Origin of the sequence: Microbacterium sp. LWS13-1.2, from assembly GCF_040144835.1 — a bacterium.
In the GTDB taxonomy this organism is placed as follows: Bacteria; Actinomycetota; Actinomycetes; order Actinomycetales; family Microbacteriaceae; genus Microbacterium.
Window position 1 is genome coordinate 2,730,348 of record NZ_CP151632.1, and the last position, 18,060, is coordinate 2,748,407.

Annotated in this window: 13 protein-coding genes and 1 pseudogene; 7 read left to right on the forward strand and 7 right to left on the reverse strand. The window is 70.5% G+C overall.

Features of this window, described 5'->3' with window-relative positions; translation table 11 throughout:
- The first annotated feature begins 24 nt into the window (after positions 1–24).
- The 7 genes from MRBLWS13_RS12845 to mnhG all read left to right on the forward strand — a co-directional run bounded on the left by MRBLWS13_RS12845 (position 25) and on the right by mnhG (position 7,642).
- Positions 25–1,092: a LacI family DNA-binding transcriptional regulator gene (locus MRBLWS13_RS12845; protein WP_349425744.1), complete on the forward strand. Its 1,068-nt coding sequence runs from the start codon at positions 25–27 to the stop codon at positions 1,090–1,092.
- Positions 1,093–1,359: 267 nt separating this feature from the next.
- Positions 1,360–4,296 (forward strand): Na+/H+ antiporter subunit A, encoded by a 2,937-nt coding sequence (locus MRBLWS13_RS12850; protein WP_349425745.1) that lies wholly within the window; start codon positions 1,360–1,362, stop codon positions 4,294–4,296.
- A complete protein-coding gene (locus tag MRBLWS13_RS12855; protein ID WP_349425746.1) occupies positions 4,293–4,859 on the forward strand; it encodes a Na(+)/H(+) antiporter subunit C in 567 nt (188 codons plus the stop codon). Before MRBLWS13_RS12850 ends, MRBLWS13_RS12855 begins: the two co-directional genes overlap by 4 nt.
- On the forward strand, positions 4,856–6,439 hold the full coding sequence (locus MRBLWS13_RS12860; RefSeq protein ID WP_349425747.1) for a Na+/H+ antiporter subunit D: 1,584 nt from the start codon (positions 4,856–4,858) through the stop codon (positions 6,437–6,439). Before MRBLWS13_RS12855 ends, MRBLWS13_RS12860 begins: the two co-directional genes overlap by 4 nt.
- Positions 6,436–7,026 carry a Na+/H+ antiporter subunit E gene (locus MRBLWS13_RS12865; protein WP_349425748.1) on the forward strand — a complete coding sequence of 197 codons (591 nt, stop codon included), beginning with the start codon at positions 6,436–6,438 and terminating at the stop codon, positions 7,024–7,026. The genes MRBLWS13_RS12860 and MRBLWS13_RS12865 overlap by 4 nt, the downstream gene beginning before the upstream one ends.
- Entirely contained in the window at positions 7,023–7,289 is a 267-nt protein-coding gene (locus MRBLWS13_RS12870; protein ID WP_349425749.1) for a monovalent cation/H+ antiporter complex subunit F, read from the forward strand. The genes MRBLWS13_RS12865 and MRBLWS13_RS12870 overlap by 4 nt, the downstream gene beginning before the upstream one ends.
- Positions 7,286–7,642 carry a monovalent cation/H(+) antiporter subunit G gene (gene mnhG, locus MRBLWS13_RS12875; RefSeq protein WP_308866290.1) on the forward strand — a complete coding sequence of 119 codons (357 nt, stop codon included), beginning with the start codon at positions 7,286–7,288 and terminating at the stop codon, positions 7,640–7,642. The genes MRBLWS13_RS12870 and mnhG overlap by 4 nt, the downstream gene beginning before the upstream one ends.
- A gap of 33 nt (positions 7,643–7,675) precedes the next feature.
- Here the strand turns inward: mnhG and MRBLWS13_RS12880 are convergent.
- The 7 genes and pseudogenes from MRBLWS13_RS12880 to argG form a co-directional block, all read right to left on the reverse strand.
- Positions 7,676–9,031, reverse strand: a pseudogene (locus MRBLWS13_RS12880) (FAD-dependent oxidoreductase).
- Positions 9,032–9,067: 36 nt separating this feature from the next.
- Positions 9,068–9,934, reverse strand: coding sequence for an AraC family transcriptional regulator (locus MRBLWS13_RS12885; RefSeq protein WP_349425750.1), 867 nt, complete (start codon positions 9,932–9,934; stop codon positions 9,068–9,070).
- Positions 9,935–10,242: 308 nt separating this feature from the next.
- A complete protein-coding gene (locus tag MRBLWS13_RS12890; RefSeq protein WP_349425751.1) occupies positions 10,243–12,891 on the reverse strand; it encodes a penicillin acylase family protein in 2,649 nt (882 codons plus the stop codon).
- Between the two features lie 192 nt (positions 12,892–13,083).
- Entirely contained in the window at positions 13,084–14,937 is a 1,854-nt protein-coding gene (locus tag MRBLWS13_RS12895) for a YhgE/Pip domain-containing protein (RefSeq protein ID WP_349425752.1), read from the reverse strand.
- A complete protein-coding gene (locus MRBLWS13_RS12900; RefSeq protein WP_349425753.1) occupies positions 14,934–15,635 on the reverse strand; it encodes a hypothetical protein in 702 nt (233 codons plus the stop codon). The genes MRBLWS13_RS12895 and MRBLWS13_RS12900 overlap by 4 nt, the downstream gene beginning before the upstream one ends.
- Complete coding sequence (locus MRBLWS13_RS12905; RefSeq protein WP_349425754.1) at positions 15,632–16,291, reverse strand: helix-turn-helix domain-containing protein; 660 nt, start codon at positions 16,289–16,291, stop codon at positions 15,632–15,634. The genes MRBLWS13_RS12900 and MRBLWS13_RS12905 overlap by 4 nt, the downstream gene beginning before the upstream one ends.
- Positions 16,292–16,462: 171 nt before the next feature.
- Complete coding sequence (gene argG / locus MRBLWS13_RS12910) at positions 16,463–17,905, reverse strand: argininosuccinate synthase (protein WP_349425755.1); 1,443 nt, start codon at positions 17,903–17,905, stop codon at positions 16,463–16,465.
- Between the last annotated feature and the right edge of the window lie 155 nt (positions 17,906–18,060).

An 18,060-nucleotide genomic window follows, 5' to 3' on the forward strand; every position in this document is an offset into this window, starting at 1 on the left:
GCAACGGGCTACGATCGTCACGACATGAGCCGTCAGGATGCCGGAACCCGCCGCGCCACGATCTCGGACGTCGCCCGTGAGGCCGGCGTCTCGCCGTCGACCGCCTCGGTGGTTTTCAGCGGCAAGACGCCCGTGTCGGAGGCCACCCGCCGGAGGGTCCTCGACGCCGCCGCGGCGCTCGGCTACACCGGTCCCGATCCGCGCGCCGCATCGCTCCGCCGCGGGCGCTCGGGCATCGTCGGCGTGGTCTTCGAGGAGCACCTGCGCACCGCGTTCCTCGACCCCGTGAAGACGCTGATGATGGACGGCCTCGCCGACGCGGTCACGCCGATCGGCGCGGGACTTCTCCTGCTGCGCGACCACGAGCCCACCGGCAGCGGACCCTCGCTCACCACCGCGCCGCTCGACGCGGCGGTGCTCATCGGCTGCAGCGGGCTGCTGCGCGAGTCGCTCGAGACCGTCAAGGCCCGCGGCATCCCGGTCGTCGTGATCGAAGGGGATGCCGGGGACGACGTCCCCCGCATCGGACTCGACAACCGCGAGGCGCAGCGCCAGGCTGCCAGCCACCTCCGCGCCCTCGGACACCGCCGCGTCGCCGTCGTCGCGCTTCCCGTCCGCGCCGGGTGGGAGCGGGGCTGGATCCACGACGACACCGCGATCGCCGTCGACGTCACGCGCGAACGCCTCGCCGGCGCCCTGGACGTGTTCCCGGATGCCGCGACCTTCGCCGCCGCCGGCAGCTTCATCGACGAGGGGCACGCGGCCGGCCGCGAGATCTTCGCCGACCCCGACCGTCGCCCGACCGCGGTGATCGCGCAGAGCGACCTGCTCGCCGCCGGCGTGATTCGGGCGGCCGAGGAGGCGGGCCTGCGGGTCCCCGAAGACGTCAGCGTCACCGGCTTCGACGGCATCGTGGTCGACGGCCTCGCCCCGTACGAGCTGACGACGCTCGTGCAGCCGGCGACCGACAAGGGCCGGGCCGCAGGCGCCGCCGTCGCGGCGATGCTGGAGGGCGCGCCAGCCGCCTCGATCCGCTTCACGTGCATGTTCCGCGAGGGCAACACGACAGGCCCGGCGTCGCTCGAGCGCTGACCTCGCCGCCGCCCCGGCCGTCGCGCTGACCCCGGTCGGTGAGCGAGCGAGGAACGAGCGAGACGAGACGCGCGCACCCGGCGTCGTCGAACGGTTCGAGGCGTTTCGTCTCGGTCGCTGGCGCTCCCTCGCTCAACGACCGGGGTCGTGTGCGGTCGACTCAAGGCCCGGAATGCGCCGGGTAGGATGGTTCAGACACCCCGATCGCCTTGGCTCCGCGCTGTCCTCCGACGACCTGCGCCGACCGACGACCCCGAGGAGGCCCGAATGCTCCTCGTGCTCGGCGCGTTCGCGGTCGTTCCGATTCTGCTGCCGTGGCTCGTCGCGCGCATCGGCGCCCGCGCGTTCTACGTCGCGGCGATCCTTCCCCTCGCGGGCTTCGTGTACGCCGTGGTGCTCACGCCGCGCATCATCGCCGGTGACATTCCGTTCGAGACATACGCCTGGATCCCCCCACTCGGCATCGACCTCTCGATGCGCATGGACACGCTGTCGTGGCTCATGACCCTGGTGGTGACGGGCGTCGGCGCGCTCGTGATGATCTACTGCCGCTGGTACTTCCGCGGCAAGAAGGAGAACCTCGGCCAGTTCGCCGCTGTGCTGCTCGCCTTCGCCGGCGCGATGTACGGCCTCGTGCTCACCGACGACCTCGTGGTGCTCGTGATGTTCTGGGAGGTCACGAGCGTGCTGTCGTACCTCCTCATCGGGTACTACAACAAACGCGCGGCGAGCCGCCGCGCCGCACTGCAGGCGCTCCTGGTCACCACGCTCGGCGGACTGGTCATGCTGATCGGCGTCGTGCTGCTGGTCGTGGACGCCGGCACCTCGAGCATCTCGACGATCCTCGCCGAGGCGCCGTCCGGGCCCATCGTCGACGCCGCCCTGGTGCTCATCCTCGTCGGCGCGCTCAGCAAGTCGGCGATCTTCCCGTTCCACTTCTGGCTGCCCGGCGCCATGGCGGCGCCCACCCCCGTGAGCGCCTATCTGCACGCCGCGGCGATGGTGAAGGCCGGCATCTACCTCATCGCCCGCCTCGCACCGGTGTTCGCGATCGCGCCGACCTGGCGGCCGATCGTGGTGGGACTCGGCGTCTTCACGATGCTGCTGGGCGGGTTCCAGGCCCTGCGCGAAACCGACCTCAAGCGCGTGCTCGCGTTCGGCACGGTGAGCCAGCTCGGCATGCTGACCGTGGTGCTCGGCTATGGAACGAGGGATGCCGCCCTCGCCGGCCTCGCGCTGCTGCTGAGTCACGCGCTCTTCAAGTCGGCGCTGTTCCTCGTGGTGGGCGTCATCGACCGTCAGCTCTCCACGCGTGACCTGACCGAACTGTCCGGGGTCGGCCGGCAGGCGCCCGTGCTGGCCACGTTCTCGATCATCGCGGTCGCCTCGATGGTCGGCATCATCCCGACCATCGGGTTCGTCGCCAAGGAGGGGGCGCTCGCCGCCCTCCTGCACGAGGCGCTCGGCGGAGCAGTGTGGGGCATCGTCGCCCTCGTGGGCATCACGCTCGGGTCGGTGCTGACCGCGGGGTACGGCATCCGCTTCGTCTGGGGCGCGTTCGCGACCAAGCGTCAGCCGAGCGGCGACCGTATGCCCGACACGGAATGGCCCGACCCGCCCATCGGGTTCCTCGTCGCGCCGATCGTGCTGAGCGGTCTCACCGTGGTCGCCGGTGTCGCGGCTCCGTGGCTCGACAAGGCCTTCGCCTCGTACGCCGATCAGGCGCCTTCGGCCACGCCGGGCGTGGCCGCTCCCGAGCACCCCGCACATCTGGCCGTCTGGCACGGCTTCGAGGCCGCGTTGTGGATCTCGCTCGCGTCCATCGCGGTGGGCGTCCTCGCGTTCTGGGCGACCCGCGGCTGGCGACCGGTCACGCGGCTGCTGCCGTTCACGGCGGCCGAGGCGTACAACGGCGCGCTCCGCGGCATCGCGCGCCTGTCCGTCCTGACGACCAGCCTCACCCAGCGGGGCTCGCTGCCGGTGTACGTCGGCACGATCTTCGTCGTCTTCGTCGCCGCCGAGGGCACGGCGCTGATCGCGAGCGACGAGTGGCGCGCCCAGCTCGACGCGTTCCACACGCCGACGCAGCTGTTCGTCGCACCGCTCATGATCGCGGCGGGACTCATCGCGATCCGCGCGCGCAAGCGCTACACCGGTGTGGTCCTCGTCTCGGCGACCGGACTCGGCATGGTGCTGCTCTTCGCGACGAGCGGGGCGCCCGACCTCGCTCTCACGCAGATCCTCGTCGAGACCGTCACACTGGTCGCCTTCGCCCTCGTGCTGCGGCGGATCCCGTCGCGACTCGGCGAGCACAACGCGTCGGTCTGGCCCGTCGCGCGCGCCGTGCTCGGCGCCGCGGTCGGCATCACCATGGCCCTCGTCGCGATCGTGGCGACCGGCGCGCGCGTCGAGAAGCCGATCTCAGAGCGCTTCCCCGAGCTGGCCTATCAGCTCGGTCACGGCAAGAACGTGGTCAACGTCGCCCTCGTCGACCTGCGCGGGTGGGACACGATGGGCGAGCTCTCGGTGCTGATCCTCGCGGCGACGGGCGTGGCCTCCCTCGTCTTCGTCACCCACCGCGCCGACACGCTGTCGCGGTTCATCGCGCCGCTGCCCTCGGGGGCGACCCGGGCGCGCCGCCCCCTCGTCGAGACGTCGGACGGCCTCAAGCAGCGCGGCGATGAGCGCGGCAGCGGGCGCATGGCGTGGCTCGTCGGCGGCCAGCGCGTGCGCCCCGAGAACCGCTCGATCATGCTCGAGGTGATCGTGCGGATCCTGTTCCACACGATCATCATCGTGTCGCTGTACCTGCTGTTCGCCGGCCACAACCTTCCGGGCGGCGGGTTCGCCGGCGGCCTCGTGGCGGGCATGGCGCTCGTGATGCGCTACGTCGCAGGCGGCCGCTACGAGCTGGGCGCCGCCGCGCCCACCGACGCCGGGCGCCTGCTCGGCACCGGCATGACCATCGCGGTCGCGTGCGCCGTGGTGCCGGTGTTCTTCGGCTACCCGCCGCTGTCGAGCTTCTTCTTCGAGACCACGCTGCCGGTGCTCGGCCACGTCGAGTTCGTCACCTCCACCATCTTCGACGTGGGCGTCTACCTCGTCGTCATCGGGCTCGTACTCGACGTGCTGCGCAGCCTCGGCGCCGAAGTCGACCGCCAGGCGCAGGAGCTTCGCGAGCAGCAGGGGGTGAGCGTCTCGTGAACGTCTCGCTCATCCTCATCATCGTGATGGCGGTCCTCTTCGCCTGCGGCGTGTACGCCATGCTCGAACGCAGCCTCACCCGCGTCCTGATCGGGTTCCTGCTGCTCGGCAACGCGACCAACCTTCTCCTCCTCATCGTGATGGGCGCTCCCGGTGTCGCGCCGTTCTTCGGCGCGGCGGCATCCGTCGAAGAGATGTCGGACCCGCTGCCGCAGGCGCTCACGCTCACCGCCATCGTCATCACGTTCGCCGTCTCGGCGTTCCTCCTCGCGCTCATCTACCGCTCCTGGCAGCTCGGTCAGGCCGACACCGTGATCGACGACATCGCAGACCTCGAGGTGCGCGAACGCGGCCCCGAGGACGAGGACACGATGGACGAGGAGACCGAGATCGAGCACACGGACGACGACGCGACGACCGACTTCGTGGGCACCGACACGGCTCCGATCACGATCCTCGGCACGCGGGACTTCGCCGGCCTCCGTGACGACGCCCCGGTCGACCGGCCCGCGCAGAACCCGCGGGATCGCGCCGACGAGAACGAGCGAGGTGATGACGCATGATGCAGATCGCCCCGGCACTGGTCCCGCTGCTCGTCACGCTTCCCCTGCTCGGCGCCGCCATCGCCCTCATCGCGGGACGGCACCGCAAGACGCAGGTCGCCGTCTCCGTGGTGACGCTCACTGCGGTACTCGTCATCGCCGCGATCCTGCTCTACGTCGTCGACGTCGGCGACCGGCCGATCGCGGTCTCGGTCGGCGGCTGGCCCATCCCGTTCGGGATCGTGCTGTACGTCGACCGGCTGTCGGCGCTGCTGGTCGTGGTCTCGAGCATCGTTCTGCTCGCGGTGCTCCTCTTCTCGGTCGGCCAGGGCGCGGCCGACGGCGACGACGACACACCGGTCTCGATCTTCCACCCCTCGTACCTCATCCTGGGCGCGGGCATCTTCAATGCGTTCATCGCGGGCGACCTGTTCAACCTCTACGTCGGCTTCGAGATTCTGCTCGTAGCCTCGTATGTCCTCATCACGCTGGGCTCGACGGAGTCGCGGATCCGCACCGGCGTCGTCTACATCGTCGTGTCGCTGGTGTCGTCGATCCTGTTCCTGGCGGCGATCGCGATGATCTACGGCGCGCTGGGCACCGTGAACATGGTGCAGATCTCCGAGCGGATGGGGGAGCTCCCGCAGGAGACGCAGCTGATCCTGCATCTTATGCTGCTGCTGGCATTCAGCATCAAGGCCGCCGTCTTCCCGCTGTCGTTCTGGCTGCCCGACTCGTACCCCACCGCTCCCGCGCCGGTCACCGCGGTGTTCGCGGGCCTGCTGACGAAGGTCGGCGTGTACGCGATCATCCGCACCGAGACCGAGCTGTTCCTCTACAACGACGTGAACCAGCTGCTCATGTGGGTGGCGCTGGCGACGATGATCGTCGGGGTGCTCGGCGCGGTCGCGCAGGCCGAGCTGAAACGCATCCTGTCGTTCACGCTCGTCAGCCACATCGGCTACATGATCTTCGGGCTCGCGATCGCGACGCCGGCGGCCATCGGGGCGACGATCTACTACATGATCCACCACATCGTGGTGCAGACGACGCTGTTCCTCGCCGTCGGACTCGTGGAGCGCCGCGCGGGATCGACCTCGATCCTGCGTGTCAAGGGACTCATGAAGGCGGCGCCGGTGATCGCCGTGCTCTACTTCATCCCCGCCGTCAACCTCGGCGGCCTGCCGCCGTTCTCGGGCTTCATCGGCAAGTTCGCCCTGTTCGACGCGGCGGCCCAGGTCGGCACGCCGATCATGATGGTGCTGATGGTCGGCGGCATCCTGACGAGCCTCCTCACGCTGTACGCCCTCATGCGCGCGTGGAACCTGTCGTTCTGGCGCGAGGACGAGGACTCGGCCGAGACCGAGGCACGCATCTCGTACCTCGGCACGGCCCCGGCAGCCGGCGTCGAGACCGAGCGCCGCGTCATCCCGAAGATCATGACCGCCGCCACGACCGGGATGGTGGCGATCACCGTCGCGCTGACGATCTTCGCCGGGCCGCTCTACGACGTGTGCACCCGCATCGGCGAGGCGCTCCTGCAGCCGGTGACGCTGACCCAGCTGCAGGACGACGTGCAGGGAACGGAGAAGGCGCCGTGAGCCCCGACCTGCCCCAGAACCGGCTGCACCGCGCCGTCATCACGACCTGGCGCCAACTGCCGTTCTTCGTCTGGCTCATCGCGCTGTGGATGCTCCTCTGGGGGCAGTTCACAGGGCTTGCGTTCCTCACCGGCCTGATCGCGGCGATCATCGTGACGCGCATCTTCCGCCTGCCGCCTGTCGAGCTCTCCGGCCGCGTGAACCTCTGGTGGGGGTTCGTGTTCGTGGCCGAGTTCATCGTGGCGGTGATCCACGGCTCGCTCATCGTGGCGTGGCAGGTGCTCGACTTCCGGCGACAGCCCGGCGCCGCGATCATCGCCGTGCAGCTGCGCACCGACGACGACCTGATCATGACGCACACCGGCGTGACGGCATCCCTCATCCCCGGCTCGCTGATCGTCGAGACCGATCGCGACCGCCGCATCCTGTACCTGCACGTGATCGGCGTGCGCGACGACACCGATGTCGAGAGGCAGCGCGCGAGCGTCTACCACTGGGAGGAGCGCATCGTGCGCGCAGTCGGTTCGCGGGCGCAGCTGCAGGCGATCCGAGCCGCGAGACCCGTCGCCGGAGGGGGTGCGCGATGAACATCCTGATGATCGCGATCTACGTGATCTTCGGCGTGGCCGCACTGGTGACGCTGTGGCGGATCGTGATCGGGCCGTCGATCCTCGACCGCGCGGTGGCGTCCGACGTGCTCCTCACCGAGGTGATGTGCGTGCTGGGCGCCGAGATGGCGATCAACCATCACACCCGGACGCTTCCGGTGCTGCTGATCATCGCCGCGGTCGGCGTGTTCGGGTCGATCTCGATCGCGCGGTTCGTGGCGAGAAGGGACCAGGGACGATGAACGAGATCCTGGATGTCGCGGCCCTCGTCCTGATCCTCATCGGCGCACTGCTGTGCCTCACCGCCGCGATCGGCGTGCTGCGCTTCCGCGACGTGCCGAGCCGCCTCCACGCGGCGACCAAGCCGCAGGTTCTCGGCCTGATGTTGATCTGCCTGGCGATCGCGCTGTCGTTGCGGTCGTGGCCGGTGGTCGCATTCCTCGTGCCGATCGTGCTCATCCAGCTCGCGACGGCGCCGCTGTCGGCGCACATGGTGGGGCGTCAGGCGTATCGCAACGGCACGATCGACGAGACCGGGCTCCACGTCGACGAGCTTGCCGAGTCCAAGCGCACGCCGCCGGCCGCCGGCGGCTGAGGCAGCAGCTGCAGCCTCGGGCGCGAGCCGCCGTCAGCGCGAGACGCTCGCGCGGCGGCGCGCCCAGGCCGGCGCCCTCTCGGGCCGAGGGCCGACGCCGATGATGAACGCGGGGATGACGGTCAGTGCGGGCAGGCGACCGAGGAGTCGGATGAGCCGGCGCGGCGGCGTGACTCCTGCGTCGCTGAGCGCAGGCATGATGAGGCGCGCGTGGATGAAGCGCTGCAGCGCCTGGATCACGACCGTAGGCAGCGTCCGCCGGCGCTGCACGCGCGCGAGCACGCGATCGCCCTCGCGAGCGGAGCCCCGGGACGTGCCGCGACGCAGCGGATCGGCGAGGATGCGGGCGGCGGCGGCGGCATCCTGCACGGCGAGGTTGATGCCGACGCCGCCGACGGGCGACATCGCGTGGGCCGCGTCGCCGATGCACAGCACACCGGGCGCGTGCCAGCGGCGCAGGCGATCGAGGCGCACGTCGAGGTGTTTGACGTCGTCCATCGACGCGATGCCGTCGACGTCTGCGGCGAGCTCGGGGAGGAGCTGCGCGGTGTCGGCGCGGAAGGCCTCGACTCCTCGCCGGCGGACCGCGGTGTCGGTGCCCTTGTGCCCGAGCGCCGCGACCTGCACGTAGCCCCTGCGGGGGATCGCGATGGCGACGCGCCCCTTGCCGATGCGCGGCAGCAGGGACTCGCCGAGCGGCTCCGCGGTGTTCACGCGGTACTACCAGACGTCGAAGCCGACCCGGAACTGCCGCGCCGGAAGGCCGACGGACCGCCTGACCACCGACCAGCGTCCGTCGCACGCGACCGTGAGGTCGGCGAGGAGCCGGCCGTCACCTGCCGGTGACGAGTACTCCACACCGACCACGCGATCGCCGTCGCGGATGACACCGGTCACCTCGTGCTCCGTGCGCAGGGTGAACGACGGTTCGGCGGCAGCGGCATCGGCGATGAGGTCGAGCAGGTCCCATTGCGGCACCATCGCGATATACGGATGCCGCACCCGCAGGCGCGAGAAGTCGGCCATCTCCACGTCCTGGCCGGCGGGTCCGGGCAGGACGACCCGGCTGATCCGCGAGTGCGGCAGCGCGTCGAACCGGTCGAAGAGGCCGAGGTCGTCGAGCAGGCCGAGGGTGGTCGGATGGACGGTGTCGCCACGGAAGTCGCGGAGGAAGTCGGCGTGCTTCTCCAGCACCGTGACCTTCACTCCCGCCCGGGCGAGCAGGAGGCCGAGCACGAGGCCGGCGGGGCCGCCGCCCACGATGGCGCACGTCGTCCGCGTCGACCCGCCGGCGTCGGGATCGAAGGTCATGTCGGCATCCGTCTCAGCACCGGCCGGGTCTCCACCTTCGACGCCTCCTCGTGTCCTCGCGCTCCTGCCGAGCACCATCCGAACCCAGGGTACGACCGCCGCGTCGGCGAAGGGCTAGGCGCGTTCCACCGGCAGCCACAGCTCCGACGTCGCGGTGCTGAAGTCGTCGGCGCGCTCGAGGATGGCCACGATCGAGGGACCCGGTCGCAGCCGCCAGGGGTTGGACGGGAACCAGTCGGCGGCGGTCGCGGCCCACGTCGCCTGCAGAGCAGCGGGGTACGGGCCCGAGGTGCGGAACACCGCCCAGTTTCCGGCCGGCACCTCGATCACGTCGAGGTCGTCGGGCACCGTCGTGGCCTCGCCGACGGCGACGCCGTGCAGGTAGGTCAGCTCGCTGCCCTTGGTGTAGTCGGGGTCGAGGTCGGCGCTCACCTGCAGCAGCCCTGCGGGCTCGGCGCTGCTCAGCGCCTTGAGGCGCAGGTGCTCGTCGGCGGGGAGCGAGGCGATGTGCGCCTGGATGTGCGGGTTGACGCCTTCGTGGATGAGCGGCACGCGGGCGGCGTGGCCGACGAGCCGGAGGTCGGAGAGTTCTGCGATGCGGGTGTCCATGGGGGTGTTCCCTTCTACGGTCAGGCGGAACCTGAGCTGCGGTTGCGTACGAAGGGGACCGCCGTCCCGGCGCACGTCGCCGGGGCCGACGCCGTGCACGGCCCGGAACGCTCGACCGAATGCCTCGGTCGAGCCGTAGCCGTAGCGCACCGCGATTGCGAGCAGGTCATCGCCGCCCACGACGTCGGCCGCCGCGACGGACATCCGGCGTCGCCGGATGTATTCCGACAGCGGCATCCCGGCCAGCGACGAGAACATCCGGCGTGTGTGGTACTCGGTGGTGCCGAGACGCCGCGCCAGGTCGGCCACGTCGACGTCCTCGGTGAGATGGTCCTCGACGTACCCGACGACCTGATTGAGAATCGCGATCACGGTTCCTCCTTCGACATCCAGCCTCGCCGTCGGTGGCAATCCGCACCCTACTATCGCGGTCCGATCCGATCGGCGGTGCGCCTCGCGATCGATTCACCCCCGCTTGCCGCGGGCCTCAGGCGTTTCGTCTCGCTCGCTGGCGCTCGCTCGCTCAACGACCGGAACCTGTCCCTCGGTCGCTCAACGACCGGAACCTCTCCCTCGGTCGCTCAACGACCGGAACCTTTCGCTCGGTCGTTGAGCGAGCGAGGAACGAGCGAGACGAAACGTCCCGCACCCTGCGGAGAAGGGCGGCTCGTCGAGACCGGTCAGGGCGTCAGCACCAGGGTGTCGGTCGTGGCCGCGTCGACCGCCTTCGAAGAGAACGCCCAGGGCGTCAGCTCGGCCTTCTGCCACGACTCGACCTGGTCGGTGTAGTTCGTGTGGAAGGCGTGGCCGCTCTCGCCGGTGAGCTGGTTCCAGCGCGACGCGTCGAAGTCCGAGAGGTCGACGATCATGCGCATCGAGGGCACGGTGACGGTCGCGAAGCTCGAGCCGAGGTCCCACCCGGTCGCGTTGACGACGGACGAGCCGCCGCCGACCGGGTACGGACCGCGGTTGAAGAGCCACTCGATGGGTGCGATGCCCGATTCGCCGAAGCTGTCGTTGATCAGGGGCAGCGCGTGCAGCGAGCCCCAGTTCCAGCGCGAGGGGTTGTCGCCCTGCTCGTCGACCAGCCGCTCGTACGCGTCGATCGCCGCGCGCTTCAGTGTGTCGGTCATGCCCGATACACCCAGCTCTTCGTTGGTCCACCACGGCGACGCGTCGTCGTCGAGCAGGGCGTCCATGACCAGGAACAGCCGGCCCTGGCCGCTGAGCGGTGCGGCGTTCTCGCGGCCGTCGACGAACACGTTCTCGACCAGGGTGTCCCACAGCACGTTCGCGTAGGCGGCGGCCGCGGAGTCGGCGCCGTTCTGGGCGTCCCACTCCTGCAGCAGGTCGAGCGCGGCATCCGTTTCGTCATCGCCCGTGGTGATCTCGGCGTAGGCCGCGGTCAGCCGCATGCCGATGAAGGAGTAGTCGTCGGCCTGGATGGCGTTGAGGTCGTCCGCGGTCACCGGACCCTTGGCGATCGCGCGCTGGATCAGCTCGTCGATGCGCGCGGCGCGCCAGCCGTAGTCCCAGTCCGTCGTGAGGCTGTACGTGTAGTCGGCGGCGACGATCGCGTTGTTCGCGGTGACGATGTAGCCCTCGGTGGGGTTGTACGAGACCGGCAGCTCTTCGAACGGGATGTAACCCTGCCACGTGTACGCCGAGTCCCATCCGGGCTGCGGCATCGAGCCGTCGCCGGCACCGCGGATCGGAAGCTTGCCGGGCGTCTGGTAGCCGATGTTGCCGTCGACGTCGGCGTAGATCAGGTTCTGCGCCGGCACGTCGAAGCGGGCGGCCGCGCCGCGGAAATCGTCGAAGTCCTTCGCCGTGTTGAGGGCGAAGATGGCGGATGCCGTGGTCCCGGGCTGCAGCGCGGTCCACCGCAGGCTGACCGCATACTCGCCGTCCGGCGCCTCAGCCGGCGCGGCGACCGTGCCTGCCGTGCCGGTGTAGGGGTTCTCGGCGATCGCCGTGAAGTCGTCCGTGAGACCGGACACGATCGGGCCGTTCACGGTCGAGCGCACCTCGAGCTCGACGTCCTCGCCGCCGGCCACTTTGAACGTCTCGGTGTGCGTCTCGAGGGGCACCAGCGCGCCGTCGTACCAGTACGAGTCGCCGTCGATCCTCTCGAGGTAAAGGTCGGTGACATCGGTGGTGAGGTTCGTGAAGCCCCAGGCGACGCGGCCGTTGTGGCCGATGACCACGCCCGGCAGTCCCGAGAAGCCGAAGCCTGCGACGTCGAACGGGCACTCCTCGGTGACGGTGGAGCACTTCAGCTGGATCTGGTGCCAGACGCTCGGCAGCGATGCCCCGAGGTGGGGGTCATTCGCGAGCAGCGGCATCCCCGTGTCGGTGACGCTGCCCGACACGACCCACGAGTTCGAGCCGATGCCCTCGCCCGCGTCGCCGACGAGGTCGCTCACCGCGTCGAGCACGGTGTCGGCCTCGCTCCACTCGACGGCGGCGGCAGGGGCCGCGTCCCCCGCGGCGTCACCCTCGGCATCGCCGCCGTCACCCTCGTCCTCGCCCTCGGCGGCGAGGTCGGGTGCCGTGCCCACAGCCGGTACCGTCGAGATCTTCGGCACGATCACGGGGTTCCGGTCGTAGGGATAGGCGGGATAGAGGCCGTCGATCTGCGCCTCGGTGAGGTCGGCCGCCAGGACGGCGCGCTCTGTCTCGTTCTCGATGTTGCTGCGGAGGTCCCAGGCCATCGCCTTCAGCCACGCCACCGAGTCGGCCGGCGTCCACGGCTCGATCTGGTAGTCGGGGTTCTGCAGGCCGAGGATCGCGTACTCGAACGACGCGTCGGCCCCCTGGTTCTCGGCGAGGTACGCGTTGACCCCGTCGGCGTAGGCCTCGTAGTACGCGCGCTCGGCAGCGGTGAGCGCCTCGACCTCCTGCTCGGCGGTGGCGTGCCAGCCGAGCGTGCGCAGGAACTTGTCGGTGCCCAGCTGCGATTCGCCGAACAGCTCCGAGAGGCGCCCGCTCGTGACGTGCCGGCGGAAGTCCATCTCCCAGAACCGGTCCTGCGCCTGCACGTATCCCTGCGCGAAGAACAGGTCGTGCGACGAGTCGGCGGTGATCGTCGGGATGCCGAGCACGTCGCGCTGCACCGTCACCTCCGCCTCGAGGCCAGGCACCGTCGCCTCGCCGCTCAGCTGCGGGAACGAGCGCTGCGCCGTGTACGCGACGAAGCCGACCGCGATGAGGGCGAGCACGACGATGCCCGCGAGGATGCTGAAGAGCGTGATGCCGACCGTCCGCCCCACGGATCGACGGGGAGCGGTGTCGTCGACGGCGTAGGGCGAGGGCTGGGGCTTCGGCATTGAAGGGCTTTCCGAGCGAGGGTTGGGGGGAACGCGGTGCCAGGCACCGCGGCATCCGGTCCCTGTGCATTCGGGTAGCACAGGCACCGCTCCGCATGCTAACCCCGACCCGCGTCCTACGCCGAATCGCACTCGCTTTTGCCGTGGGATCGGCTGTTGCGAACCATCCGACGGGTGCCCGCCCGGTATCCGTCAGCCGATGACGCTCGGCTGCAGGTCGCGGAGCGTGCGGAAGTGCGTCATGCGGGTGACGCCGATGGCGGCGATCACGCCGGCGCCGACGAGCCATGCGAGCAGCACGGCGAGGTCGAGCCACACCCGGTCGGCGCTGCCGCCGTACATCACCTGGCGCATCGCGTCGACGACGTAGCCCATCGGCAGCACGTGGTGCAGCGCAGCCAGCGGTGCCGGCAGGGTCTGCCAGGGGAACGTGCCGCCCGCGGTCACCAGCTGCAGCACCATCAGCACCAGCCCGAGGAACTGCCCGACCGATCCCAGCCAGACGTTCAGCGCGAGCACGATCGCCGCGTACGTGGCGCTGGCGAGCACCAGGATGCCGAGCGTCGCCAGCGGATGCGCGAACGAGAAGCCGAGCGCGAGGACGAGCACCCCGAAGAGCCCGACCATCTGCAGGCCGCCGAGAAGGGCGGGGGTCGCCCAGCCCGCGAGTGTGATGCGGATCGGCGAGTGCAGGGCCGTCACCGCGCGCTTGGAGACGGGCTTGACGATCAGGAACAGCGCGTAGATGCCGATCCAGCCGGCGAGGGCGGCGAAGAACGGCGCGAGGCCGGCGCCGTAGTTCTGGGCTCGGGTGAGCGACGACCGCTCGATCTCGACGGGCGCGGCCAGCGTGCCGGCCTGCGCCTGGCGGGTCGCGGCGTCGAACGAGGGAAGCTGGGCGGCACCGTCGGCGAGTCCGTCGCGCAGCTGCGTCGCGCCGTCCTCGAGCTGGGTCAGGCCGCCGTCGAGGGCAGTTGCCCCGTCGCGCAGCTGCGCGGCGCCGTCGGCGGCGGTCGCCGCGCCCGTGGCCAGGGTCGCCGAGCCTGCGGCGACGCTCGCGGCGCCCGCCGACACCTGCTGGGCTCCGTCGTTCAGCCGGCCGATCTCGGCGACGGCGCCCTGCACGCGATCGTCGACCGCGTCCAGCCGTTCGCCGACGGGATCCAGCTGTGCGAGGACCTCTTCGATCCGCGTCTGGTCGAGACCCGCCTCGGCGAGCGTCGCGGCAATGCCGTCGCGCACCTGTGGCAGTGTCGAGACCGCATCAGAGGATGCCGCGCCGATCCGGTCCGCGATCGCGTCGAGCTGCGCGGTGCCGCCGGCAACCTGGCTCGCACCGTCCGCGACCTGAGCCGCACCCGTCGAGAGCTGGGTGGCACCGTCGCGCAGCTGCGCAGTTCCGTCGGCGAGCTGGACGGCACCGGCGGAGAGCCGCCCGGCACCGTCGCCGGCCTGCGCGAGACCGTCCACCAGCTGAGAGGCGCCGGTGGCGGCATCCGTCAGCTGGATTCGGATGGTGTCGAGCGCGTCGAGCATGGTGAGACCCGCCTCGGCCACGACCTTCTCGGTGATCGTGGTCTGGATGCGCTCGACCGCCTGCGTGCCGATCGTCGAGGCGAGGTAGTTGTTGGCGTCGCTCGTGTGCAGCACGATGTCGGCCGTCCGCGGCTCGCCCGTCGTGATGGAGGCGATCGCAGCGGTGAAGTCCGCGGGCAGCTCGATCGCGAAGTCGTAGGCGCCATCGTCGAGGCCCGCGTCCGCGTCGTCGGCGGTGGCGAGGTGCCAGTCGAACGTGCCGTCTTCGATGAGCTCCTGGGCGACCTCGTCGCCGAGGTTGCGCTCCGTGCCGTTGAGCTCGGCACCGGTGTCGGCGACCACGAGTGCGACCGGCACCTCGTCGAGCTGGCTGTAGGGGTCGCGATTCGCCCACAGGTAGAGGCCGCCGTAGAGGATCGGCACGACCATCAGTGCGATCAGCGCGATGAGCGACATGCGCGTCGAGGCGAGGCGCCGGAGCTCAGCGAGGATCATCTGGGGGACCTTCATACCCGGCCACCCTTCGACGGCGCGGTGAAGCGGCGCAGCCGTGGCCTGCCCGCGATCCCGGGCGTCTCGTCTCTGCGTTTCGACTCGCCAGCTCGCTCAACGACCGCCGCTCTCTCGACGAGCGCCGACTGCGAGGCCTGGCCGGCGATCACGAGCACCGCAAGGCCGCGAGCGGCGAAGTCCTCGGCGATCGCCCACCACGCGGCGGGCGGACCGCCATGACGGTCGGGCGAGACGAGCACGAGGCCCTCGATGCCCTTGCGCAGTACGGCCAGCTCGCAGAGCGCGCGCACGCGGTCGGCGGGATCCACGTTCGAGACGGGGACGGATGCCGCCTCTCCGAGCGCGTGCTCGTCGAGCCAGCGCCGCACCGCGATCGGGTCCGACCGGCGGCCCGCGAACATGAGCTCCTCGGCGGCGACGCCGGCGAGCGTGACGTTCGGTTCCGGCTCAGACACCTCGGGGGCGTCGACGAGGGCGACGCGCCGGCGCAGGCGGGCGGCCGCCGAGCGCCCGTCGATGGCGACACGACCGGTGTCGGGCCGCATCCGGCCCGATGCGATGAGGCCCAGCACGGTGGGCCGCTGCTCGGTCTCGGCGGCGACCAGCGTGACGCGGCCCGACTCGAAGACGGCCGAGGTCACGGGAAGTGCGTGCTCGCGGCGGCCCTTGCCGACGGCATCCAGCTCGACCTTCACTCCGTCGCCGCCTCGGCGGCGGTGGCGGCCGCCGGCGGGGCGAGCAGGTCGGGATGATCCTCGAGCAGCGCTGCGGCCTCGCGCCACGAGAGTCCGGCGATGCTGAGCACGGCCCGCACGGCGAGGGCGCCCGCGCTCGGCGACGAGGCGTCCATGCGGGTGATGACGGTGCGCGCGGTCTCTTCGACGAGCCGGGCGAGCGTGGGGGCGGCGACGTCGGTGCGCAGCACGTCGGCGTCCTGACCCTCGCGCACGATGCGCACGACGGTCCGGCGGAGGGGAGCGAGCGCGGTCGCCGTCTCCTCGAGGTGAGCCTCGTCGAGGGCGATCGCGGCGAGCACCTGCACGTGGGACGCCTCGTTCCACAGCGCTCCCGCGAGGCGGGCGAGCGCGACGCGCGGGTCGGCATCGTCGATCGCGACCGCGATGGCGTTGAACCTCGCCGCGCCCTGGGCGACGAGTTCGCGCACCAACGCGTCGCGGTCGTCGAAGTGCCCGTAGAGGGCCCGTCGCGAGAGGCCCGCCTGCCGGGCGATCGCGTCGACCGACGCGCGGGGGTCGTGCGCGAGGGCGACGTGCGCCGCGGCGAGGATGCCGGCGCGGTTCTCGAGAGCGTCCCGCCGCGGACGGCGCGCAGCATCAATCGAAGAGGTCATGCCTCCACGATAGTTATCTTGCACAACACTGTGCAAGTTAGATCCGCGCGGTCGTTGAGCGGAGGGCGCTCTGGCGCCCGAAGACGAAACGCGCCAGACCTTTCGCAAGGTCAGGCGCGTTTCGTCTCGCTCCTTCGTCGCTCGCTCAACGACCGCGGTCCGAAGAGACGCTCAGTCGGTTCCCAGGTCGAACGCGGATGCCTCGTTCGCGGCATCCGTCGCCTCGGCCAGTTCTTCGCGCTCGGCGCTGTACTCCTCGGCGTGCTCGGTGATCTCGCCGGCCTCGCCCTGCGCGAGGTGGCCCACGAGCTCGCCGGTCGCTCCGCCGATGATGCCCGCCGCGGCGTAGTGCTCGAGCCGCACGCGCGAGTCGGCGATGTCGAGGTTGCGCATGGTGAGCTGGCCGATGCGGTCGGTAGGGCCGAACGCGGCGTCGCCGACGCGCTCCATCGACAGCTTGTCGGGGTGGTACGACAGGCGCGGGGCGCTCGTGTCGAGGATCGTGTAGTCCTCGCCGCGACGCAGGCGCAGGGTCACGGAGCCCGTGATCGTCGAGCCCACCCACTTCTGGATCGACTCGCGCAGCATGAGCGACTGCGGCTCGAGCCAGCGGCCCTCGTACATCAGGCGCCCGAGGCGGCGGCCCTGCTCGTGGTACGTGGCCAGCGTGTCTTCGTTCAGGATGCCGTTGACCAGGCGCTCGTACGCGATGAAGAGCAGCGCCATGCCCGGCGCCTCGTAGATGCCGCGAGACTTCGCCTCGATGATGCGGTTCTCGATCTGGTCGCTCATGCCCAGGCCGTGGCGGCCGCCGATGCGGTTGGCCTCGAAGACGAGCTGGACCGGGTCGGCGATCTCGACGCCGTTGAGGGCGACCGGTCGGCCTGCCTCGAAGGTGACGGTGACGTCCTCGGTCTCGATCTCGACCGACGGGTCCCAGAACCGCACGCCCATGATCGGCTCGACGGTCTCGAGCGATACGTTCAGGTGCTCGAGCGTCTTCGCCTCGTGCGTCGCGCCCCAGATGTTGGCGTCCGTCGAGTAGGCCTTCTCGGCCGAGTCGCGGTAGGGGAAGCCGTGCTCGACGAGCCACTCGCTCATCTCCTGGCGCCCGCCGAGCTCGGTGACGAAGTCGGCGTCGAGCCACGGCTTGTAGATGCGCAGGGCGGGGTTGGCGAGCAGCCCGTAGCGGTAGAACCGCTCGATGTCGTTGCCCTTGTAGGTCGAGCCGTCGCCCCAGATGTCGACGCCGTCCTCCTTCATGGCGCGGACGAGCAGCGTGCCGGTCACGGCGCGGCCGATGGGCGTCGTGTTGAAGTAGGTGCGGCCGCCGGAGCGGATGTGGAACGCGCCGCACGCGAGGGCGCCGAAGCCCTCCTCGACGAGCGCCGGCTTGCAGTCCACCAGCCGTGAGACCTCGGCGCCGTATTCGAGCGCGCGGCTCGGGATCGCGTCGATGTCGTCTTCGTCGGGCTGGCCGAGGTCGCCGGTGTAGGTGCACGGGATCGCGCCCTTGTCGCGCATCCACGCGACGGCGACGGAGGTGTCAAGGCCCCCTGAGAAGGCGATGCCGACGCGCTCGCCGACGGGCAGGGATTGAAGGACCTTCGACATGCCGTCCAGCTTACCGAGGGCGTGGCGGGATGCCGTGGCCCGCGCCATCCCCCCGCCTCTGCGATCGTCCCGCACACGACAAAATTCACTCTCGTCACACCAAAAAAGGGCTGGAAACGGCCGCTGATCAGCCCCTAGGCTGGCCGAGGTCACGT